The sequence below is a fragment of the Streptomyces sp. NPDC049887 genome (assembly GCF_040656535.1).
In the GTDB taxonomy this organism is placed as follows: Bacteria; Actinomycetota; Actinomycetes; order Streptomycetales; family Streptomycetaceae; genus Streptomyces.
The window spans coordinates 48,559-68,366 of sequence record NZ_JBFAMM010000022.1 but is presented as its reverse complement, the minus strand read 5'-3'; the positions used below and the strand labels follow the sequence as shown (position 1 = coordinate 68,366).

Sequence of the window (19,808 nt, the reverse complement as noted above, 5' to 3'; positions counted from 1 at the left end):
GACGATGCAGTAGGAGAGCCGGCGTGAGCTTGAGGATCGTTGTCTGTGTGAAGTACGTGCCCGACGCCACCGGCGACCGGCACTTCGCCGATGACCTGACCGTCGACCGTGACGACGTGGACGGTCTGCTGTCGGAGCTCGACGAGTACGCGGTCGAGCAGGCGCTGCAGATCGCCGATGAGGCGGACGACGCCGAGATCACCGTGCTGACCGTCGGTCCGGAGGACGCCAAGGACGCGCTGCGCAAGGCGCTCTCCATGGGTGCCGACAAGGCCGTCCACGTCGAGGACGACGATCTGCACGGCACCGACGTGATGGGCACGTCGCTGGTCCTGGCCAAGGCGATCGAGAAGACCGGTTACGACCTGGTCGTCTGCGGCATGGCCTCCACGGACGGCACGATGGGCGTCCTCCCGGCGCTCCTGGCCGAGCGGCTCGGCGTTCCGCAGGTGACCCTGCTGTCGGAGGTCTCCGTCGAGGGCGGCACCGTCAAGGGCCGCCGTGACGGCGACACCGCCTCGGAGCAGCTGGAGGCGTCCCTCCCGGCGGTCGTGTCGGTGACGGACCAGTCGGGCGAGGCCCGCTACCCGTCCTTCAAGGGCATCATGGCCGCGAAGAAGAAGCCGGTGGAGTCGCTGGACCTGTCCGACCTCGACATCGAGGCGGAGGAGGTCGGCCTGGAGGGTGCCTGGACCGCGGTGGACTCCGCGGCCGAGCGTCCGGCCCGCACCGCGGGCACGATCGTCAAGGACGAGGGCGAGGGCGGCAAGCAGCTCGCGGAGTACCTCGCGAGCCAGAAGTTCATCTGAGCTTCGGTCATCACCCAACCGCCCCGCACACTTCGCAAGCAGGAGAGAAGAAGTCCCATGGCTGAAGTTCTCGTCTACGTCGACCACGTGGACGGCGCCGTCCGCAAGCCCACCCTGGAGCTGCTGACGCTGGCCCGCCGCATCGGCGAGCCGGTCGCCGTCGCGCTCGGCTCCGGTGCCGAGGCCACCGCCCCCGCCCTCGCCGAGCACGGCGCGGTGAAGGTCCTCACCGCAGACGCGCCCGAGTTCGCCGACTACCTGGTCGTGCCGAAGGTGGACGCGCTGCAGGCCGCGTACGAGGCGGCGTCCGCCGGCGGCTCCCTGGCCGCGGTGCTGGTGCCGTCCTCCGCCGAGGGCAAGGAGATCGCGGCCCGTCTCGCGGTCCGCATCGGCTCCGGAATCATCACCGACGCGGTCGACCTGGAGGCCGGCGACGAGGGTCCGGTCGCCACGCAGTCCGCGTTCGCCGCCGCGTTCACCACCAAGTCCCGCGTCTCCAAGGGCATCCCGGTCATCACGGTGAAGCCGAACTCGGCCCCCGTGGAGGCCGCCCCGGCCGCCGGCGCCGTCGAGGCGCTGAACGTCACCTTCGGTGACAAGGCGACCGGCACCAAGGTCGTCTCCCGCACCCCGCGCGAGGCCACCGGCCGCCCCGAGCTGACCGAGGCCGCGATCGTGGTCTCCGGTGGCCGCGGCGTCAACGGCGCCGAGAACTTCTCGGTGATCGAGGCGCTCGCCGACTCGCTCGGCGCGGCCGTCGGCGCCTCCCGCGCCGCCGTGGACGCCGGCTGGTACCCGCACTCCAACCAGGTCGGCCAGACCGGCAAGAGCGTCTCCCCGCAGCTGTACATCGCCTCCGGTATCTCGGGCGCGATCCAGCACCGGGCGGGTATGCAGACCTCGAAGACGATCGTGGCGGTCAACAAGGACCCCGAGGCCCCGATCTTCGACCTGGTCGACTACGGCGTGGTCGGCGACCTGTTCGAGGTCGTCCCCCAGCTGACCGACGAGGTCAAGGCCCGCAAGGGCTGAGTGGGGCAGCAGCCCGTACGGGGCCGCGCGGTGACGTCACCGCGCGGCCCCGCGGCGTTCCGGGAGACGATTGACGCAGGTCAGTCACCCCGATAGCTTCACCATACGGATTGTTGATTCCGTCAGGCGGAACGACGTGAGTGTGGAGGGTGCCGAGATGGGCCAGCAGGAGAAGGTGTCGACGAGCCTCGCCGACGCGGTCAGCGAGGAGATCAGCACCTCCCTCGCACCGGTGGACGCCGAACTCGCCCGCCGGTACCCGGGAGATCCCGGCACCCGCCAGCCCGTCCACACCGTCTACGTTCCCGGCGACGCCTTCGACGCCGGGACCATCCGCTCCTGGGGCGACCGGGCGCTCGCCGCGCTGGACGAGCACGCTCCGGACGCCGCGACCTTCGGGCGGGTGCTCGGACTCCCCGACGACCTGGCGGAGCCCGTGTACACCCGGGTGCGGGCGAAGCTGGAACGCGAGCCGGTGGAGGATCTGCGGGTCGACTTCGAGGACGGCTACCACGGACGCGACGAGGACGCCGACGCCGCCCGCGCCGCCCGGCTGCTCTCCGAGGCGTGCGCCCGCGGCACTTCGGCCCCGTACTCGGGCATCCGGATGAAGTGCATGGAGGCCGCCGTACGCGACCGCGGGATCCGCACGACCGACGTCTTCCTGACCGGGCTGATGGAGCACGGCGGCCTGCCCGGCGGACTCGTCCTCACCCTCCCCAAGGTGACCTACGCGGAGCAGGTCACGGCCTTCGTCCGGCTCCTCGAAGCCTTCGAGAAGGCCCATGGGCTCGACGCGGGTCGCATCGGGTTCGAGATCCAGATCGAGACCAGTCAGGCCATCCTCGCCGCCGACGGCACCGCGACCGTCGCCCGCATGATCGACGCCGCCGAGGGCCGCGCCACCGGGCTCCACTACGGCACGTTCGACTACAGCGCCTGCCTCGGCGTGAGCGCGGCCCACCAGGCGAGCGACCACCCCGCCGCCGACCACGCCAAGGCGATCATGCAGGTCGCCGCCGCCGGTACCGGCGTCCGGGTCTCGGACGGCTCCACCAACGTGCTGCCGGTCGGTGGCACCGGCCATGTGCACGAGGCCTGGCGGCTCCACTACGGGCTGACGCGTCGCGCCCTGGCCCGCGCGTACTACCAGGGCTGGGACATGCACCCCGGCCACCTCCCGACCCGCTACGCCGCCGTGTTCGCGTTCTACCGCGAGGGCCTGGAGGCCGCGGCGGCACGCCTCGCCGCGTACGTCGTCCGGACCGAGGGCGACATCATGGACGAGCCCGCCACCGCCAAGGCGCTCGGCGGCTATCTGCTGCGCGGTCTGGACTGCGGTGCGCTCGACGACGCCGAGGTCGCGCGCCTCACCGGCCTCACCCGGGCCGAGCTCGACGCCTTCGCCCGGCCGCGCCGCGGCGATCTGACCGTCACCGCACAGTAGCCGCCGCCGGAACGGCCACCGCCGCCCGCGAGGACGTCCGGCCGCAGGAGGCCCGCCGCACCGGCCGCGGCGGGCCTCCGCAAGGGGCGGTGGGGTCCCGGTCGGACGGACGGACCGTCAGGCGCCGGGCGGTGGCACCTCGCCCGAGCCCCGGGCCAGGAGCCGGGTCGTCAGCTGCACGCGTGCCGGCGCCTCGGACACCCCGTCCAGCCGGCGGAACAGTCGCTCGGCGGCGGTGCGGCCGAGCGCGGCGGCGTCCTGGGCGATCACCGTGATGCCCAGCAGGTCGGCGAGTTCGATGTCGTCGAAACCGACGAGCGCTACCGGGGCCTCCCGGCCCGCCAGCAGCCGCACCGCCGTCACCGTCACCCGGTTGTTGCCCGCGAACAGGGCGGTGACCGGCTCGGTGCCGGCGAGCATCTCCTCCGTGGCCGCCGTCACCCGGGCGGGATCCGTCGAGCCGAGGGACACCCAGCGCTCGTCCACCGGCAGCCCGGCGTCCTCCATCGCCGCCCGGTAGCCGCGCAGCCGTTCCACCGCGGTGTGGATGCGCGGCTGGTCGCCGATGAACCCGATCCTCCGGTGCCCGTGCGCGATCAGATGCGCGACGCCCTCCCGCGCGCCGCCGAAGCTGTCGGAGAGCACGGCGTCCGCGTCGATCCGGCCGGCGGGCCGGTCCACGAACACCGTCGCCACGCCCGCCTTGATCTCGGGCTCCAGGTAGCGGTGGTCGTGACCCGCGGGGATGACGATCAGTCCGTCCACCCGGCGGGCGCACAGCGCGAGCACCAACTCCTGTTCCCGGTCGGGGTCCTCGGCGCTGGAGCCGTTGATCAACAGGGCTCCGTGCGCCCGGGCGACCTCCTCCACGGCCCGGCTCAGAGGCCCGTAGAAGGGGTCGGCCAGATCCTCCAGGACCAGCCCGATCGAGGCGGTACGACCCTTGCGCAGCACGCGCGCGCTGTCGTTGCGGCGGAATCCCAGTGCCTCGATGGCCTCCTGCACCCGGCGTTCGGTGTCCGGGGTGACGCCCGGCTCGCCGTTCACCACGCGCGAGACCGTCTTCAGCCCGACTCCGGCACGCGCGGCCACGTCCTTCATGGTGGGCCGGTTGCCGTAACGGGTGTCGGTGCGGCGGGCGAACTCGGCCACGATGAGGGGTCCTGTCGTCGTCGGGAGTGCCTGTCCGGGCACCTGGCGGATACTGCGTGCGCACGGTTCGGGGCTGTGCGAGGGTGTGGCGTCGAGCATAGGCCCTGGACAACGTTGTCAGGGGAATGGAGACTGGTGGGAGAAGCAGCTGGTCCGTCCCCGGGAGAATCGCACACCGATGCATAACGACCTCGTCGCCGCGCTCGACATCGGCGGTACCAAGATCGCCGGCGCGCTGGTGGACGGCAGCGGCCGGATCCTCGTACGGGCGCAGCGGCCGACACCGGCGCGCGAGGACGGCGAGACGGTGATGCGCGCGGTCGCGTCGGTACTGGGCGAGCTCTGCGCCTCGCCGATCTGGCTGCACGTCACCGCGGTGGGCATCGGCAGCGCGGGTCCGGTGAACGCGTCGGCGGGCACGGTCAGCCCGGTCAACGTCCCCGGCTGGCGGGGGTTTCCACTGGTGGACCGGGTGCGGGCGGCCACCGGCGGGCTGCCGGTGGAACTGGTCGGGGACGGTGTCGCGATGACCGCGGCCGAGCACTGGCAGGGCGCGGCCCGCGGGTACGACAACGCCCTGTGCATGGTGGTCTCCACCGGCGTCGGCGGCGGGCTCGTGCTCGGCGGCAGGCTGCACCCGGGGCCGACCGGGAACGCCGGTCACATCGGCCACATCAGTGTGGACCTCGACGGCGACCTCTGTCCGTGCGGGGCGCGCGGCTGCGTGGAAGGGATCGCGAGCGGCCCGAACATCGCCCGCCGGGCCCTTGAGGGCGGCTGGCGCCCCGGCCCGGACGGGGACTCCTCGGCGGCCGCCGTGGCCCTGGCCGCCGCCGCGGGCGATCCGGTCGCGGTCGCCTCCTTCGAGCGCGCCGCACAGGCCCTGGCCGCCGGAATCGCCGCCACCGCCACGCTCGTCGAGATCGGTATCGCCGTGGTCGGCGGGGGAGTGGCGGGCGCGGGCGAGGTTCTCTTCACCCCCCTGCGCCGCGCGCTGCGCGACTACGCCACCCTCTCCTTCGTCCAGGACCTCGTCGTGGCGCCGGCCCTGACGGGCACCGACGCGGGTCTCCTCGGCGCTGCCGCCGCGGTCTCGCCCGGCCCGCGTGGCCATGCGGCGGCGACGACGGCGGGCTGAGGACACGGGCGGCGGCGACGCCGAGCCGGGGCCGGGCGCGCCGGCGGGGGCCGAGCGCAGGCCGGCGGACTCCGCCACCGCGCCGAACCGCCCCCACCCAGGCGGTGGTTGGGCGCGCCGCGTACCCGGGGCCGCGATCCCCGGGCCTGCCACCCTCCGGCAGCGGCCCGCGCTTTCACGGCCGTGAGGCCGCCGCGTGTGGAACACCCCGGGCGACGCGCGCCGGCGTCGGGAGCCGGTGGGTCCGCGGTGCCCGGCGGTGGGAGGTGGTGCGGCGGCCGGCGCCCCGGGTGCGCGTGATCCGGTGACGCGTCGTCGGGCGGGCATGCCGCGGTGCTGTGCCGGAGGAACGCTCCGGCACAGCACCTGCGTCATGCGCCCGGGCCGCGCCGGATCAGTCGCCGTTGCCGTTGCCGTTCCCGTTGCCGTTCCCGGGCTTGCCGTTGCCGGGCTTGCCGTTGCCGGGGCCGTCGTTGTCGTTGTCGTCGTCCTGGTTCTGGTTCAGGGGCACCGCGATGTCGACCACCTGGACCGGGAACGCCTGGCCGACCATGGTGGCCTCACCGGTCAGCAGGTTGACCCGGTAGAAGCCGGTGGTGCCGCCGTTGGTCTGGAGAGAGGCGAAACCCTGGTTCGCGGCCTTGGCCGAGAAGTGGATGTCGAATCCGGCCGGGAGGCCGGCGTTCACCCCCAGGTCACCGGTGGACTCGAAATCGCCGCTGTTCGGCGGGGAGACGACGCCCACCTGGTCGCCGTTCGTGTCGATGACGAACAGCGTGGTGTCGGTGGCCGGTGCCATGTCGTTGTTCGTGTAGGCCGCGCCTGTCACCCCGAGGACCGTGAGGTCGGTGTCCTCCTCGGTGTTGCCGTCCTCGACGTTGTGACGGAGGTTCTGACCGGTGTCGCTGATGATCCGCAGCCGGTTGGCGGCAGCGCTGAAGTCCACGCCGAAGTGGGTGCCTTCCAGCAGGACCTCGAGCCGGTGGAGCAGGGTGGCCACCGCGGTCTGCGCATTGATGGTGTACACGCCGCCGGCGTTGCCGACGCCGTACAGCCGGCCGTCCTGCGCCCGGTAGTCGATGCCGACCAGCGTCGTGTCCTCCTGAAGTCCGGTGACCGCGCCGATCTCCTTGACGTCCTGCGGACGGTTGGCACGGAACTGCACGAGCCTCTGGTCACTGGTCAGACCGTTGACGGTCAGACCGTTGCCTCCGCCGCCGTTCTCGTTGCCTCCATCGTCCATGCCGACGGCGGTCGCCGGTGCGGCCGTGGCGATCGAGGCCGCGAGGGCAAGAGCGATAACTGCTGCACGCATAAGATCTCCGAGCTCTCTTCGGACGCCCCCATCCGATGAGGCGTCAACACGCCGACGATAAGCATGTAAATCACCGGATAGCTCCCTGAATAGACCCATAAGGCGTCGCCCGCTGCTCCGACCGAGGGAACGCGATCATCGGCGTGTCGGGCCGTCGCCGAGCGTGGCGAGGAGGGGCGTCGCGCAGACCCGGGAGGGCGGTCCGCCGGTGGAGTGATCCGCCCGCCGGTGTTCGGCCGTCTTCCGGGGATGGGCGGCAGGCGTCCGGAGCCGCGCGGACGCCGACGCCGTGGCCGGCGGGGGTGGCGATCGCCGCGACAGCATCCTTCGGAGTCCCGGGCGGTGCGACGGTGACGCACTGTGACGCACTTCCCGTGCTCATGCGAGGGCGGGGGGCGGGGGAGGAGCGGTCGCCGCGACATGTGGTGGAGCGACGGGCGCCGCTTGTGCGCGGATACGCCCCCCGCGCCGCGCCGAAATGCCCCGAGCCGGGGTTTCCCGGACCCTGACCTGCGGCATCAGGGTCATGTGCACGACAGAAGGGGGTGCGCACATGGCCTGGTACCCGGGTGCCACCAAGTACGAGCTGCAGCCCGAGTCGGACGGTCAGCCGGCCATCCGGCCCACCCAGTTCATCCTGCACAGCATCGCCGCGCCGTGGACCGCTCAACGGCTTTACGAGTACTGGAAGTCCACCAACCTCGAGTCCCATTTCGGCCTCGGCTACGAGGGCGACCTGGGCCAGTACATCGGCACCGAGACCCGTGCCGACGCCAACGCGGGCGCGAACCGGCGCCCGGACGGAACCGGCGCCGTCAGCATCGAGACCGCGTCGAACACCAAGTCGTCGGACCCGTGGACCGATGCCCAGGTCGAGCAGCTGGTCCGGCTCGGGGTGTGGCTGCACCAACGGCACGGCATCCCGCTGCGCATCTGCCGAAGCCACGACGACCCCGGCTACGGCTACCACCGTCTGCACTCCGCCTGGGCGGTGTCCGGCACCGCCTGCCCGGGGGACGCCCGGGTGCGCCAGTTCAGGAACGTCGTCTTCCCCCGAATCGTCGCCCTCGCGACCGGACAGGGCCCGCCCCAGGAGGACCCCGACATGCCGTCCATGCTGAACGAGTCCAACTCCTTGGACGTCACGCTCCGTTCCGGTGTCTGGACGGGCCTGGCCTTCACGGACGCCGTCCTGCACGCGGGGCCCCGGCGTCACTCCACCCTGGTCCACCTGCTGTTCGCCGACAGCACCCACCAGGAGGCGCGGATAGAGGGCCGGTTCTATCTGACGGACACCGCGGGCCGGAACCCGTCCGCGTACCTCTCCGTCAGCGCAAAGGGGCCGGGCGGCCACCAGTTCCAGTGCACCGCGGACGTGCCCAAGGGCCGTCATCTGCGGTTCGAGGTCCGGGCGACCACACCGGACGGATCGTCGGTGCGACTGCTCCACCGTGTCGTCTCGGGACCGTACTGGGCCCTGTGATCCGGGGCGACGGGCTCAGCGGGACTCGGCCCCCTGCTGTGGGATCACGACGAGGAAAGCGTCCGTGTCCAGATCCATGACCACCTCCGCCGGGACGCCCTCGTCCCGGCGTGCCCGCGCGAACTCCTCCGCCGGCCGGCTCCCTCGCGGGCCACCGGCGGGAAACGTCTCCAGCACCGTTCGGCGCATCCGCACCCCCTCGCTCGTCCGTGATCCCCAACGAAGCTCCGTCCGGGTGTGTTACGGCCCGGGTCCGCGCGGCGGGCGCGACGCATCCGGAGTGACGTTTCCGTGGCAGGGTGTTGCGGGCAGTCCACAGGGGGCTACGGAGGAGGGGGAACCGTGATCGTCTGGATCAACGGTGCGTTCAGCGCGGGCAAGACGACCACTGCTCGCGAGCTGATCGATCTGATCCCGAACAGCACGTTGTACGACCCCGAGGTGATCGGCGGGGCGATGCGGGCACTGCTGCCGCAGAAACGGCTCGCCGAAGTGACGGACCACCAGGACCTGCCCATCTGGCGCCGGCTGGTCGTGGACACCGCGGCCGCGCTGCTCGCCGAGGTAGGCGGGGTGCTGGTGGTTCCGATGACCCTGCTGCGCCAGGAGTACCGCGACGAGATCTTCGGCGGTCTCGCCGCGCGCCGGATCCCGGTCCGGCATGTGCTCCTCCGCCCGGACGAAACGATCCTGCGCTCGCGGATCACCGCCCGCGAGGAGCCGTCCGCACCCGGGGAACGCCCGGGGGCGGACGAGGCGGACGACCACATCGAGCGCTACCGCACCGCCCTCGGCTGGCTGAGCGCCGACGCCCACGCCGTCGACAACTCGCGCCTCACGCCGAGGGAGACCGCGGAGACCGTCGCCGAGGCGGTGCGCTCCGGCGCGGCCGGGGTCAGTGACATCGTGCAGACGGCGGAACCCACGGCCGAGACCCTCGCCGCCGGAGTCCTCCTCTTCGACGAACAGGACCGGGTGCTCCTCGTCGACCCCACCTACAAACCCGGCTGGGAGTTCCCCGGCGGGGTCGTCGAGGCGGGCGAGGCGCCGGCACGCGCGGGGATCCGGGAGGTCGCCGAGGAGATAGGGATCGAACTCGGCGCCGTACCCAGGCTGCTCGTCGTCGACTGGGAGCCGCCCCGGCCACCCGGGTACGGAGGGCTTCGGCTGCTGTTCGACGGAGGGCGGCTCACCGGCGACGACGCGGCCGAGCGGGTGAGCCTGCCCGGGGCCGAACTGAGGGAATGGCGTTTCGCCTCGGAGGAGGAGGCCGCGGGGATGCTGCCCCCGGTCCGCTACGAACGGCTGCGCTGGGCCCTGCGGGCCAGGGAACGCGGGACGGTGCTGAACCTGGAGGACGGCGTCCCCGTCCGATGAGTACGGGGCGCGCGCGTCCGGTGCCGCCGGGTGCGTCGAGTCGGCCGGACGGCCGGACGGCCGGACGGCCGGCGGTGCACGGTCAACGGGCGGCCCGGCTCGCGACGCATGGGCCGGACTCGCGCCCGGAAGCGAACCGTGCCGCGCCGTCCCGTGTCACGGCGCGGCCTCGGCCGCACCACTCAGGACGACGGCCGCGTCCTCCGTGAGCGGGTCGCCGTGGCCGAAGCACACCGTGGACGGCGCCAGGGACGCCAGCCTCCGCACCGACTCCACCGCCCGCTCACGGTCCACGTTGAAGACGCCCGGCATGACCCGGCCGACTCCCGCGACCGCGTCCCCGGTGAACAGGACCCCGTGGCGGGGCAGATGGACCGCCACCGAGCCGTCGGTGTGGCCCGGGACGTGCACCACCCGGGCCCCGCCGCCGAAGTCCAGCTCGTCGCCGTCCTCCAGCTCCCGGTCCACCCGCACCGGCGGCGCCACCGGGACCGTGAGGGCGTGCTCGTACAGCGGGCGTTCCCAGTCCAGCAGCACCGGTTCGGGCACCGGAGCCGTGCCGCGGATCACCGGAGCGTCCAGCCGGTGGGCCGGCACCTCGGCTCCGAACCGGCGCGCGAGTTCCCCGGCGGCGCCGATGTGGTCCCGATGGCAGTGCGTCAGCACGATCCGGCGCAGCCCTGCCGGATCGGCGCCGAGCGAGCGGACCGCCCGCTCCACGCCCGGTGCGGCTGTCACGTCCCCGGCGTCGATCAGGGTGAGCACGTCCCCGTCGCGCTACAGGAAGGCCTGGCCGATGCGGAAGCGGAACATGTGCAGTTGCGGCAGTACCTCGATGACATCCATGCGGCGAACGTACGCGGTGACGGCCCGTCGCCACCCGGATCCACGCTCTCGGCGAAGTTCGCCGAGAGCGTGCACCGGGCCCACGGTGCTCCCTATGCCCGGCGGGAGCGCGCGTAGTTGACCAGGAAGTGCGCCTCGGCCACGGACAGACGCTCCAGTTCCTCCGGCGAGACGCTCTCGTTGACGGCGTGGATCCGGGCGTCGGGCTCGCTCAGCCCGATCAGCAGGATCTCCGCCGACGGGTACAGCTCGGCGAGCGTGTTGCACAGCGGGATCGAGCCGCCCATGCCGGCGGCCTGCATCTCCTGGCCCGGGTAGGCGATCCGCATGGCGTCGGCCATGGCCGTGTACGCCGGGCTCCGCACGTCGGCGAGGAACGGCTGGCCCTGGCCGACCTGCTCGACGCTCACCCGGGCGTTCCACGGCGTGTGCTTCTCGATGTGGGCGAACAGCAGCTTCGTCGCCTCGGCGGCGTCCTGGCCGGGCGGGACCCGCAGACTGATCTGTGCGCGGGCGCTCGCCGGCACCGACGGGGTGGCGCCCGCGACGGGGGCGCAGTCGATGCCGATCACCGTGACGGCCGGGCGCGCCCAGATCCGGTCGGCCACCGTGCCGCTGCCGATCAGGTCCACACCGTCGAGGACCTTGGCGTCCTCGCGGAAGTCGGCGTCCGGGTACTGGAGTCCCTCCCAGGCGGTGTCGGCGTCGAGCCCCTCGATCACCGTCGATCCGTCCTCGGCGCGAAGCGAGTCCAGGACGCGGATCAGCGCCGCCAGCGCGTCGGGGGCGGCGCCGCCGAACTGCCCGGAGTGCAGATTGCCCGCCAGGGTGTCGATCGTGACCCGGATCATCGTCATGCCGCGCAGCGTCGCCGTGACGGTGGGCAGTCCCACCCGGAAGTTGCCGGCGTCGCCGATGACGATCGTGTCGGCGGCGAGCAGGTCCGGATGCGCCTCGGCGTACCGCTCGAGGCCGCCGGTTCCCTGCTCCTCGGAGCCCTCGACGATCACCTTGACGGAGACGGGCACCCCGCCGTTCGCCTTGAGGGCGCGCAGCGCGAGCAGGTGCATGATGAAGCCGCCCTTGCAGTCGGCGGCGCCGCGCCCGTACCAGCGGCCGTCGCGCTCCGTCAGCTCGAACGGGGGCGACACCCACGCCGACTCGTCGAGCTTCGGCTGTACGTCGTAGTGCGCGTACAGCAGGACGGTGCCGGCGCCCTCGGGGCCGGGCAGGAAGCCGTACACGGACTGCGAGCCGTCGGGGGTGTCGAGCAGCGCCACGTCCTGGAAGCCCTCGGCGCGCAGCGCGTCCGCGACCCAGTTCGCGGCGGCCTCGCACTCGCTCCTGGGAGCCACCGCCGGGTCCGCCACCGATTCGAACGCGACCAGCTCCGCGAGCTCCGCCTTCGCGCGGGGCATCAGGGACGCGACGGTCTCGGCGATCGGATTCGCGGTCATGGGCACGCTCCTTGTGGGTGCGACGTTGTGTGTAGTGCGAAGGTACGGCGATCCTCCCACAGCGGGACGGGCGGGGGTCGCGCCGTAGGATGCCGTGGAGACCTTGGACCGAGCGTCGGATCGGGAGCAGAAGCACATCGTGAGCAGCGAGAACGCAGATGCCGTCAACGGGCGGGACGAGCCGGTGTGGGACGTCGTCGTGGTCGGCGCGGGCCCCGCGGGAGCGTCGGCGGCCTACGCGGCCGCGGTGACCGGCAGACGGGTGCTCCTTCTGGAGAAGGCCGAGCTGCCTCGCTACAAGACCTGCGGCGGCGGGATCATCGGTCCCTCGCGGGACGCACTGCCGCCCGGTTTCGAACTTCCCCTGAAGGACCGGGTGCACGCGGTCACGTTCTCGATGAACGGCAGGCTGGCCCGTACCCGTCGTTCGCGGCGGATGCTGTTCGGGCTCATCAACCGCCCGGAGTTCGACGCCGCTCTGGTGCAGCACGCGGAGAAGGCCGGCGCGGTCCTGCGCACCGGTGCGACCGTCTCCCGGGTCGAGCAGCACGGACCGGCCGTGCCCGATCGCCGTACCGTCGCGGTCGTGCTCGCCGACGGCGAGACCGTCCTCGCCCGCGCCGTTGTCGGGGCGGACGGCAGCGCCGGCCGCATAGGAGCCCATGTCGGGGTGAGGACGGACCAGGTGGATCTGGGCCTGGAGGCCGAGATCCCCGTGCCCGCCACGGTCGCGGAGGACTGGGCGGGCCGGGTGCTCATCGACTGGGGCCCGATGCCGGGGAGTTACGGCTGGGTGTTCCCGAAGGGCGACGTGCTGACGGTCGGGGTGATCTCCGCCCGCGGTGAGGGCGCCGCCACCAAACGCTATCTGGAGGACTTCATCGCCCGGCTGGGACTGGCCGGGTTCGAACCGGCCGTCTCCTCCGGTCATCTGACCCGCTGCCGCAGTGACGACTCGCCGCTGTCGAGGGGGCGGGTGCTGGTCTGCGGTGACGCGGCGGGACTGCTGGAGCCGTGGACCCGGGAGGGCATCTCCTTCGCGCTGCGCTCGGGCCGGCTGGCCGGGGAGTGGGCGGTGCGGGTCGCGGAGGCGAACGACGCCGTCGACGCCCGCCGCCAGGCGCTCAACTACGCGTTCGCCATCAAGGCGGGGCTGGGCGTGGAGATGGGCGTCGGTCGGCGGATGCTCGCGGTGTTCGAGCGGCGCCCGGGAATCCTGCACGCGGTGATCACGGGTTTCCGTCCGGCCTGGAAGGCGTTCTCGGACATCACCCGCGGGGCCACGACGCTGGCCGGCATCGTGCGGACGCACGGGTTCGCCCGGCGCGCCCTGGAGGCCATGGACCGCTCCCGCCCCGCGCCGCCGGCCCCGCTGGACGGGACGGCGGACGCCGCCCGTGGGAGCGACGGGGAGGACGGGGCGCGCGTCACGCCCTGATCGCCGGCCGCGCGGTGATCACCGTGCGATGTGCGGTCCGGGCGCGGCCGCCCGCGGCCGGGGTCGCTTCTCCGTGCGGGGGGCCTCCGCACGGGGACGCCGCTCCACGGGGATCACTTCTCCACCGTGATCAGGAACACCGGATGGTCGGCGGCGGCCGCCAGGAGCTCCTGGTCCGAGGACTTGGCGGTCACGCCCTTGAAGTACTGGTTCACCTCCCAGCCCCAGCGCTTCAGATAGGCGCGAAGGACGGGGACCTTCTCGGTGTCGTCCACCATCTCGGTGGCGGTGAACGTACGGACCCTGCGGCCGACGCGGAGTTCCCCGCCGCCCGCCGCGCGCATGTTGCGGACCCACTGGGAGTGGCCGCGGGCCGAGACCAGGTACTGCTCGCCTCCGTGGCTGTGCGGATTGACGGGGATGCGCTGCATCCGGCCGCTCTTGCGGCCCCGCACGGAGAGCTCTGCGGACCCGAGCAGGCTGACGCCGTGCCGGGCCAGCCGGCCGACGAGGTTGTTGAAACTCCGAGCGATCGGTCCGGCCTTGATGTAGTGCGGCGACGACGACATGGCGACGACCTCCGTGGACGTGACCCCGGACCGGGCACCGGATCCGGGAGAGAGCACTGCTCTCGCTCGAGGGCAGTGTGCACGAGGCTCGCCCGTCCGTGCAAGAGCAGTGCTCTCGTCGTTGGTCGGTGCTCTCGGTCGTGGCAGACTGCTCCCCATGAACAGTGAGCACCGCACCGGCCGGTCCGGCGGCACCGGCCCCGCCGTCCGGGGAGCGAGGGAGCGGGCCCGCGGTGAGATCACCGCGGCCATCAAGGCAGAGGCGCGCAGGCAACTCGCCGCCGACGGCGCCGCCAGGCTCTCCCTGCGCGCCGTCGCCCGGGAGCTCGGTATGGTCTCCTCGGCCCTCTACCGGTACTTCCCCAGCCGGGACGATCTGCTCACCGCGCTGATCGTGGACGCGTACGACTCCGTCGGCGCCGCCGCCGAGAAGGCCGCCGGTACCGACGGCGACCCACTCACCCGCTGGGTCGCCGTCTGCGCCGCCGTGCGCGCCTGGGCCCTCGGGCACCCGCACGAGTACGCGCTGATCTACGGCTCGCCCGTACCCGGCTACGCCGCCCCGCAGACCACCGTCGCGCCCGCCTCCCGGGTGGGCCTCGCCCTTGTCGGCATCGCAAGCGACGCCCACCGCGGACCCGGTACCGCGCCCCCCGAACTCCCCGAGGAGATGCGCCCTGAGGCCGGGCGGATGGCGGCGGACCTCGCCCCCGAACTGCCGCCGGAGCTCGTGGTCTCCCTGGTGGCCGCCTGGTCGCAGCTCTTCGGGCTGATCTCCTTCGAGGTGTTCGGGCAGTTCCACCGGATCGTGGAGGACAGGGACGCGTTCTTCGCACAGGCCGCGGCCCGGATCGGCCGGGAGGCGGGGATCGCCCCGTCCGCCGGGGCCCGGGGCTGACCCCGGCCGGGGCGTCACGACCGGCACCGTGCTCCGCGGGAGTGCGTGTGGCCACCGTTCGCCGAGCCGAGGAGCGCGACGGCCGGCCGGGTCCGGGCGCTTTGGAACCGCGGTGTGCGGCACGGGCGGTGGTGGGGGCGACGCCCCGCTGCCGCGGGCGCGACGCGCCGGCTCATCGCCGTGTCCGCGGCCCCCTCCAAGGAACCCGCCGGTGCCGGTGCCCTCGCAGAACTCACCGAGCGGGAAAGGGAGGTGACGGTTCTCGTCGACATCGGTCTGCCCGGCGAGGAGATCGCCCGCCGCCTCGTGGCCTGCCCGCCCACGGCCAGGACGCACGTCGGCCGGACGACGGTGGAGCCGGGCGCCCGGGACCGTGCCCGATCCGTCGTCCCCGGCCACGATTCGCGGCCGGTCCGGCGGCCCGCCCGGGCGGATCAGGGGCCACCGGCCGCCCCGTTCCCTCCGGTCTGACCGGGCCGCACCGGTCGACCGGCCTGACCGGCCCGGTCCGGCAGGCCGCGTCGGTCCGCCTCGCGGGAGAACCGCCGCAGCACCGTCACCACCCGCAGCGGGAAGACCAGCGCCGCCGCTGCCGTGGCGGCGAGGAGCAGCCCGCGCTCGACTGCGTACGGCATGGCGAACATCAGCTTCGGTCCCGCGATCGCCCCGAACACCGCCGCGGCCGCGAAGGCCGCGCTGAGCAGTGCGTAACCGATCTCGACGGTCATCTCGTCCCGCTGTGCCTGTGTACGTTCCCCCATGCGGGGAGTGTCTCAGGGCTGCGGTGAGTCCGGCCAGAGCTCCCCGTCCCGGCTGACAGCCCGGCTGGAGAAGGGCGGCCCGGTGTCCCGCCACACGTGCGGCGACGACCGGCGCGGGGCACGGGTGGTGCTCAACCGACGGGGCACGCGAGTGCCACGCGAAGGTCGGGCCGCTCCGGCGGGCGGTGCCTTCCCGGCCGCCTGCGGACCGGACGGCCCGCTGACGGCAGGGCGTTCGCCCGCCCGCGGAGGGCCCCACCGGGTCCCGTGTGTCCGACGGAGCGACGGGCGCGGGAGGGGCCGCGGCTCACGGGTCGGACGCGGGGCCGCTCCGGCGCGCGGTGTCTCGGTGCGGGAACGCGGCGCGGTGGTCGCCGGTGGCCGGTACGGTCGGCGGAGCGGGGACGCTCAGGCCCAGGTGATCGCCGAGTTGTCCCGCCACAGTCGGGCGATTTCCTCGTCGCCGTCCAGCGTCACGGCCGTTACCGGAAGCCGGTTCCACAGCACGAGGTGCAGCCGTTCTGCCGGACCGCTCAGCTCGCAGTCCGCGGGCCCTTCCGACGAGCGGTCGGTGCGCGGCGGTTCGGTCGACAGCCGCACGGTCCACACGTCGCCGGTGTCCGTGGTCCGCACTCGCAGGACTTTCGGTGCGTCGCTCCTCACCCGGCTTCGCCGGCGGCCGTGGAACGCGCGCAGCAGCTCGTCGATGCCGTCGGCGGCCGGCCGCTCGGGTACGGGGCCCGGTTCGCCGAGCGCGGCCTCGGCGTCCACACGGTGGACGGCCGTCTCATGGGCCTGACGGCGCGCCCAGAAGGCCAGCGGAGAGGGCGCAGGGAGGAAGGTCCAGCAGTCGAGGTCGGCCGGGGCCCCGGACAGTGCCTCCACGAGCAGACCGTGTCCCTCTTCGAACCACTCCAGCAGGGCCCTCCCGTCCAGCTCGGGCTCACCCGCGTCCGGGCGGTACTCCGCGTACCGCTCGGTCACGAACGCCGTCGCCCAGCGGTGCACCGTGCCGGTGTGCCGCAGCAGGTCCCTGACTTGCCACCCCGGGCAGGTCGGCACGGCTGCGTCCGGTCCCGCCGCCTCGGCGGCTCCGGCCAGCAACCGGCCCTCCGCGCCCAGGTACTCGATCAGTTCGGCCGTCTCCATGGCGGCATTCTGCCGGAGGCGCGCCGACAAGGGGGCTCCGCCCGGGAGTTCGGCCCGGAGTGGGTGGGGACGGGAGGCGGCGGGGGCGTCCTTCAGGCACCGCGCGGTCGCGAAGTATGCGGCCGCTCCGCGGCGGCAGCCGTAGGAACAGGCCGTGCGGGACCACCTGGACGAGGACCGAGACCTTCGCGTCGGCACCCCCACCGCGTCAGCGCGGCTCGCTCCGGCACTGCTCCGCTCCGGCAGGCGACGCGGTGACGGGTGGACGCCGGTCGTCGGCCGGCACCTCCGCGGTCGTTCCGGCCGGGATTCGGCGGACGGCACAACCGATCACCGAGGCCGTGGCGGCGAGCGCGGCCACCGTCGTCAGTGCCACCGGCAGCGAGAACCAGTCGGCGAGGAAGCCGATCGCCGGAGGCCCCAGCAGCATGCCGCCGTACCCCAGGGTGGAGGCGGTGGCCACACCGGCGGGCCCGGCGAGCGCACCCGCTCGCGCCACCGCGACGGGAAAGATGTTCGCCAGTCCGAGTCCGGTCACGGCGAATCCCAGCAGGGCCGCCCAGACCGTCGGCGCCAGTGCGCCGAGCAGCATTCCGGCGGCTGCCGTCGCGCCGCCCGCGACCAACGTCCGGGTCTGGCCGAGCCGTTCCAGCAGGGTCGTGCCGGAGAGCCGCCCCGCCGTCATCGCCAGGGCGAACAGCGAGTATCCGGCTGCCGCCACCCCCGAGTGCGCCCCGAGGTCCTGTTCCAGGTGGAGCGCTCCCCAGTCGGCCAGCGCCCCTTCGCCGTACGCGGTGCACAGGGCGATGACGCCGAAGACCGCGACGAGCCGCCTTGTGCGGCGGGAGGGGCGGACCGGGTCGTTCCCGCGCTCGCCGGGGGACGCGGACCGGCCGGTGCTCTCGTGGACGGCGGGAGTGGGGTGCCGCAGCAGCACCGGTCCGGCCGCGGCCGTGACGGCGAGCCCGGTGACGGTGAGGGCGAGCAGGTGCGAGGAGGCCGAGAGGCCCGCGGCCACCAGTCCGCCGAGGCCGGCGCCGATCATGCCGCCCAGGCTGAAGGCGGCGTGGAAGCCGGGCATGACGGGCCTTCGCAGCGCCGCGACCAGGTCCACCGCGGCGCTGTTCATGGCCACGTTGATCCCGCCGTACGCGGCTCCGAACACCAGCAGCACCAGGCCGAGGTCGAGTGCGGAGTGGGTCTGTGCGGGCAGCGCGATGCCGAGCGAGAGCAGAACCGCGGCCGCGACGGTCAGTGGACGGCTTCCGAAGCGCCGGCACAGGCGCCCGGTGAGCGTCATCGTCACCACGGCGCCGGCGGAGACGCCGAGGAGAGCGAGGCCGAGATCGCTCGCCGAGGCGCCGGTCTGTTCCTTGATGGCGGGGATGCGGACGACCCAGCCCGCGAAGAGGAAGCCGTCGAGGGCGAAGAAGGCCGTGAGCGCGATCCGGAGCCGGGTGAGGGAGTGGGGCGAGGGTTTGTTTAGTAGCGGCACAAAATGAGGATAGGGGCCGCCGCCACCCCCGCACAACCGCGCCGACCGACCGGGCCCATGTACGGGGAACCTGCGCGATCCGCGTCCGGTCGCGCTCGGGGGACGGGGTACGCAGGCCGCGTCGGCCTCTTCCCCGGAGCCGTCCTCCGCCCGCAGGGCGCCGCCCCCCGACGGAACGCCCCTCCGTCTGCGGGATCATGGGAGACTTCGCCCATGAACGGCAAGGCGACGAGCACCAGGACGCGGCTTGAGCGAGGCCGCAGCGCCCTCGGACCCGCACTGGAACTGGTCCACACGGGCCGCGCGCCCACCCGGGCCGTGCTGACCGCCGAGCTGGGCGTCACCAGGGCCACGGCCGGTGCGGTCGCAGCGGAACTGGAGGCGCTCGGTCTCATCAGGGTGGACTCCCGGCCCGGAGCGGCCGCCGGCTCCCAGGGTCGTCCCTCCCACCGGCTCGCCGTCGACGAGAACGGCCCCGTCGCCCTCGCCGCCCAGGTGCACGCCGACGGATTCCGGGCCGCGCTGGTCGGACTCGGCGGCACGATGGTCGCGACCGCGCCCGGCTGCGTCACGGTTTCCGCCGATCCCGCCCAGGTGCTCGGCGAGGTCGTCGAGGCGGGCGCGGAACTGCTGGCGGAGTCCGGCCGACGCTGCGTGGGTGCCGGGCTCGCCGTGCCCTCCGCCGTCGCCGAGCCCGAGGGCACCGCCCTCAACCCGCTGCACCTCGCCTGGCCGGCGGGTGCACCGGTCCGCGACATCTTCGCCGACTGCGTGCAGGCGGCCGGCATCACAGGACCCGCTTTCACCGGCAACGACGTCAACCTCGCCGCCCTCGCCGAGCACCGGCACGGTGCCGGCCGCGGTGCCCGGCACCTCCTCTGCGTCGCCACCGGGCACCGTGGCGTCGGCGGTGCGCTCGTCCTCGACGGCAGACTGCACACCGGCAGCGCGGGCCTGGCCCTGGAAGTGGGCCATGTCACGGTCAACCCCGAGGGGCGCGCCTGCCATTGCGGCAGCCGCGGCTGTCTCGACGTGGAGGCCGACCCGCTCGCGTTCCTCACCGCGGCCGACCGCGACCCCGGTCCCGAGGTCTCCCTGCTCCAGCAGGCCAGGGATCTGCTGCGCACGGAGTACGGCGACCCGACCGTGCGGGCGGCGGCCGAGGAGATCGTCGACCGGCTGGGCCTCGGGCTCGCGGGGCTCGTCAACATCCTCAACCCCGACCGCATCATCCTCGGCGGCCTGCACCGCGAACTTCTCGACGCCGACCCGGAACGCCTGCGGGCCGTGGTCGCCGACCGCAGCCTGTGGGGCCGGAGCGGCAGTGTGCCCATCCTGCCGTGCACCCTCGACCACAACAGCCTGGTGGGTGCGGCGGAACTGGCCTGGCAGCCGGTGCTCGACGATCCGCTGAGCGCGGCGGCGCAGCGCGTTTCGTGAGC

General features: G+C 73.4%; 19 protein-coding genes and 1 pseudogene. 10 read left to right on the top strand and 10 right to left on the bottom strand.

Translation table 11 applies throughout. The annotated features are described in order from the left end of the window. Positions 1 to 23 precede the first annotated feature (23 nt). The 3 genes from AB0J10_RS24565 (at position 24) to AB0J10_RS24555 (ending at position 3,288) form a co-directional block, all read left to right on the top strand. Positions 24 to 809 carry an electron transfer flavoprotein subunit beta/FixA family protein gene (locus AB0J10_RS24565; protein WP_363064633.1) on the top strand — a complete coding sequence of 262 codons (786 nt, stop codon included), beginning with the start codon at positions 24 to 26 and terminating at the stop codon, positions 807 to 809. A gap of 57 nt (positions 810 to 866) precedes the next feature. Further along, on the top strand, positions 867 to 1,841 hold the full coding sequence (locus AB0J10_RS24560) for an electron transfer flavoprotein subunit alpha/FixB family protein (RefSeq protein ID WP_363064632.1): 975 nt from the start codon (positions 867 to 869) through the stop codon (positions 1,839 to 1,841). A 157-nt stretch (positions 1,842 to 1,998) separates the two neighbouring features. Beyond that, on the top strand, positions 1,999 to 3,288 hold the full coding sequence (locus AB0J10_RS24555) for an aldolase/citrate lyase family protein (RefSeq protein WP_363064696.1): 1,290 nt from the start codon (positions 1,999 to 2,001) through the stop codon (positions 3,286 to 3,288). Positions 3,289 to 3,405: 117 nt separating this feature from the next. Here AB0J10_RS24555 and AB0J10_RS24550 read toward each other — a convergent pair whose 3' ends face one another. Then, positions 3,406 to 4,440 carry a LacI family DNA-binding transcriptional regulator gene (locus AB0J10_RS24550; RefSeq protein WP_363064695.1) on the bottom strand — a complete coding sequence of 345 codons (1,035 nt, stop codon included), beginning with the start codon at positions 4,438 to 4,440 and terminating at the stop codon, positions 3,406 to 3,408. Between the two features lie 178 nt (positions 4,441 to 4,618). Between AB0J10_RS24550 and AB0J10_RS24545 the strand changes: the two genes are divergently transcribed. Then, positions 4,619 to 5,578 carry an ROK family protein gene (locus AB0J10_RS24545; RefSeq protein ID WP_363064631.1) on the top strand — a complete coding sequence of 320 codons (960 nt, stop codon included), beginning with the start codon at positions 4,619 to 4,621 and terminating at the stop codon, positions 5,576 to 5,578. Positions 5,579 to 5,972: 394 nt separating this feature from the next. Here the strand turns inward: AB0J10_RS24545 and AB0J10_RS24540 are convergent, their stop codons facing one another. Beyond that, positions 5,973 to 6,893 carry a DUF4394 domain-containing protein gene (locus AB0J10_RS24540; protein ID WP_363064630.1) on the bottom strand — a complete coding sequence of 307 codons (921 nt, stop codon included), beginning with the start codon at positions 6,891 to 6,893 and terminating at the stop codon, positions 5,973 to 5,975. A 553-nt stretch (positions 6,894 to 7,446) separates the two neighbouring features. Here AB0J10_RS24540 and AB0J10_RS24535 point away from each other — a divergent pair. Next, positions 7,447 to 8,376, top strand: a complete 930-nt coding sequence (locus AB0J10_RS24535) for an N-acetylmuramoyl-L-alanine amidase (protein ID WP_363064629.1) — start codon at positions 7,447 to 7,449, stop codon at positions 8,374 to 8,376. Between the two features lie 15 nt (positions 8,377 to 8,391). Here AB0J10_RS24535 and AB0J10_RS24530 read toward each other — a convergent pair whose 3' ends face one another. Then, positions 8,392 to 8,565 carry a hypothetical protein gene (locus tag AB0J10_RS24530; RefSeq protein ID WP_269731676.1) on the bottom strand — a complete coding sequence of 58 codons (174 nt, stop codon included), beginning with the start codon at positions 8,563 to 8,565 and terminating at the stop codon, positions 8,392 to 8,394. A 153-nt stretch (positions 8,566 to 8,718) separates the two neighbouring features. Between AB0J10_RS24530 and AB0J10_RS24525 the strand changes: the two genes are divergently transcribed. Beyond that, the gene (locus AB0J10_RS24525) at positions 8,719 to 9,753 is read left to right on the top strand and encodes an NUDIX domain-containing protein (protein WP_363064628.1); all 1,035 of its coding nucleotides are present in this window, start codon (positions 8,719 to 8,721) and stop codon (positions 9,751 to 9,753) included. A gap of 156 nt (positions 9,754 to 9,909) precedes the next feature. Here AB0J10_RS24525 and AB0J10_RS24520 read toward each other — a convergent pair whose 3' ends face one another. Genes AB0J10_RS24520 through AB0J10_RS24510 form a run of 3 tightly spaced genes read right to left on the bottom strand, consistent with a single transcriptional unit; the run spans position 9,910 to position 12,056 of the window. After that, positions 9,910 to 10,518, bottom strand: coding sequence for an MBL fold metallo-hydrolase (locus AB0J10_RS24520; RefSeq protein ID WP_363064627.1), 609 nt, complete (start codon positions 10,516 to 10,518; stop codon positions 9,910 to 9,912). Positions 10,519 to 10,530: 12 nt separating this feature from the next. Continuing rightward, positions 10,531 to 10,683 (bottom strand): hypothetical protein, encoded by a 153-nt coding sequence (locus tag AB0J10_RS24515; protein WP_363064626.1) that lies wholly within the window; start codon positions 10,681 to 10,683, stop codon positions 10,531 to 10,533. Positions 10,684 to 10,691: 8 nt separating this feature from the next. Next, positions 10,692 to 12,056 (bottom strand): dipeptidase, encoded by a 1,365-nt coding sequence (locus tag AB0J10_RS24510; protein ID WP_363064625.1) that lies wholly within the window; start codon positions 12,054 to 12,056, stop codon positions 10,692 to 10,694. 139 nt (positions 12,057 to 12,195) lie between these two features. On the opposite strand from AB0J10_RS24510, the gene AB0J10_RS24505 reads away from it, so the two are divergent. After that, positions 12,196 to 13,494, top strand: a complete 1,299-nt coding sequence (locus tag AB0J10_RS24505) for a geranylgeranyl reductase family protein (protein ID WP_363064624.1) — start codon at positions 12,196 to 12,198, stop codon at positions 13,492 to 13,494. 113 nt (positions 13,495 to 13,607) lie between these two features. Here the strand turns inward: AB0J10_RS24505 and AB0J10_RS24500 are convergent, their stop codons facing one another. Then, a complete protein-coding gene (locus tag AB0J10_RS24500; RefSeq protein ID WP_363064623.1) occupies positions 13,608 to 14,063 on the bottom strand; it encodes a nitroreductase family deazaflavin-dependent oxidoreductase in 456 nt (151 codons plus the stop codon). Positions 14,064 to 14,220: 157 nt separating this feature from the next. Between AB0J10_RS24500 and AB0J10_RS24495 the strand changes: the two genes are divergently transcribed. Beyond that, positions 14,221 to 14,961 carry a TetR/AcrR family transcriptional regulator gene (locus AB0J10_RS24495; protein WP_363064622.1) on the top strand — a complete coding sequence of 247 codons (741 nt, stop codon included), beginning with the start codon at positions 14,221 to 14,223 and terminating at the stop codon, positions 14,959 to 14,961. Positions 14,962 to 15,111: 150 nt separating this feature from the next. Continuing rightward, a pseudogene (locus AB0J10_RS24490) lies at positions 15,112 to 15,432 on the top strand (hypothetical protein); the annotation flags it as partial. Here AB0J10_RS24490 and AB0J10_RS24485 read toward each other — a convergent pair. The 3 genes from AB0J10_RS24485 to AB0J10_RS24475 form a co-directional block, all read right to left on the bottom strand. Beyond that, positions 15,396 to 15,722: a DUF6332 family protein gene (locus AB0J10_RS24485; protein ID WP_363064621.1), complete on the bottom strand. Its 327-nt coding sequence runs from the start codon at positions 15,720 to 15,722 to the stop codon at positions 15,396 to 15,398. The pseudogene AB0J10_RS24490 and the gene AB0J10_RS24485 overlap by 37 nt on opposite strands. 408 nt (positions 15,723 to 16,130) lie before the next feature. Further along, positions 16,131 to 16,871, bottom strand: a complete 741-nt coding sequence (locus AB0J10_RS24480; RefSeq protein ID WP_363064620.1) for a maleylpyruvate isomerase family mycothiol-dependent enzyme — start codon at positions 16,869 to 16,871, stop codon at positions 16,131 to 16,133. A 208-nt stretch (positions 16,872 to 17,079) separates the two neighbouring features. Then, positions 17,080 to 18,366 carry an MFS transporter gene (locus AB0J10_RS24475; protein WP_363064619.1) on the bottom strand — a complete coding sequence of 429 codons (1,287 nt, stop codon included), beginning with the start codon at positions 18,364 to 18,366 and terminating at the stop codon, positions 17,080 to 17,082. Between the two features lie 213 nt (positions 18,367 to 18,579). Between AB0J10_RS24475 and AB0J10_RS24470 the strand changes: the two genes are divergently transcribed. After that, a complete protein-coding gene (locus tag AB0J10_RS24470) occupies positions 18,580 to 19,806 on the top strand; it encodes an ROK family protein (protein ID WP_363064618.1) in 1,227 nt (408 codons plus the stop codon). Positions 19,807 to 19,808: the final 2 nt, after the last annotated feature.

What these genes read in the sequence shown, in the direction of transcription:
- AB0J10_RS24560 (WP_363064632.1), top strand. Translation starts at nt 867, where the DNA reads ATGGCTGAAGTTCTCGTCTACGTCGACCACGTGGACGGCGCCGTCCGC.
- AB0J10_RS24555 (WP_363064696.1), top strand. Translation starts at nt 1,999, where the DNA reads ATGGGCCAGCAGGAGAAGGTGTCGACGAGCCTCGCCGACGCGGTCAGC.
- AB0J10_RS24545 (WP_363064631.1), top strand. Translation starts at nt 4,619, where the DNA reads ATGCATAACGACCTCGTCGCCGCGCTCGACATCGGCGGTACCAAGATC.
- AB0J10_RS24540 (WP_363064630.1), bottom strand. Translation starts at nt 6,893, where the DNA reads ATGCGTGCAGCAGTTATCGCTCTTGCCCTCGCGGCCTCGATCGCCACG.
- AB0J10_RS24535 (WP_363064629.1), top strand. Translation starts at nt 7,447, where the DNA reads ATGGCCTGGTACCCGGGTGCCACCAAGTACGAGCTGCAGCCCGAGTCG.
- AB0J10_RS24530 (WP_269731676.1), bottom strand. Translation starts at nt 8,565, where the DNA reads ATGCGCCGAACGGTGCTGGAGACGTTTCCCGCCGGTGGCCCGCGAGGG.
- AB0J10_RS24510 (WP_363064625.1), bottom strand. Translation starts at nt 12,056, where the DNA reads ATGACCGCGAATCCGATCGCCGAGACCGTCGCGTCCCTGATGCCCCGC.
- AB0J10_RS24500 (WP_363064623.1), bottom strand. Translation starts at nt 14,063, where the DNA reads ATGTCGTCGTCGCCGCACTACATCAAGGCCGGACCGATCGCTCGGAGT.
- AB0J10_RS24495 (WP_363064622.1), top strand. Translation starts at nt 14,221, where the DNA reads ATGAACAGTGAGCACCGCACCGGCCGGTCCGGCGGCACCGGCCCCGCC.
- AB0J10_RS24485 (WP_363064621.1), bottom strand. Translation starts at nt 15,722, where the DNA reads ATGGGGGAACGTACACAGGCACAGCGGGACGAGATGACCGTCGAGATC.
- AB0J10_RS24480 (WP_363064620.1), bottom strand. Translation starts at nt 16,871, where the DNA reads ATGGAGACGGCCGAACTGATCGAGTACCTGGGCGCGGAGGGCCGGTTG.
- AB0J10_RS24470 (WP_363064618.1), top strand. Translation starts at nt 18,580, where the DNA reads ATGAACGGCAAGGCGACGAGCACCAGGACGCGGCTTGAGCGAGGCCGC.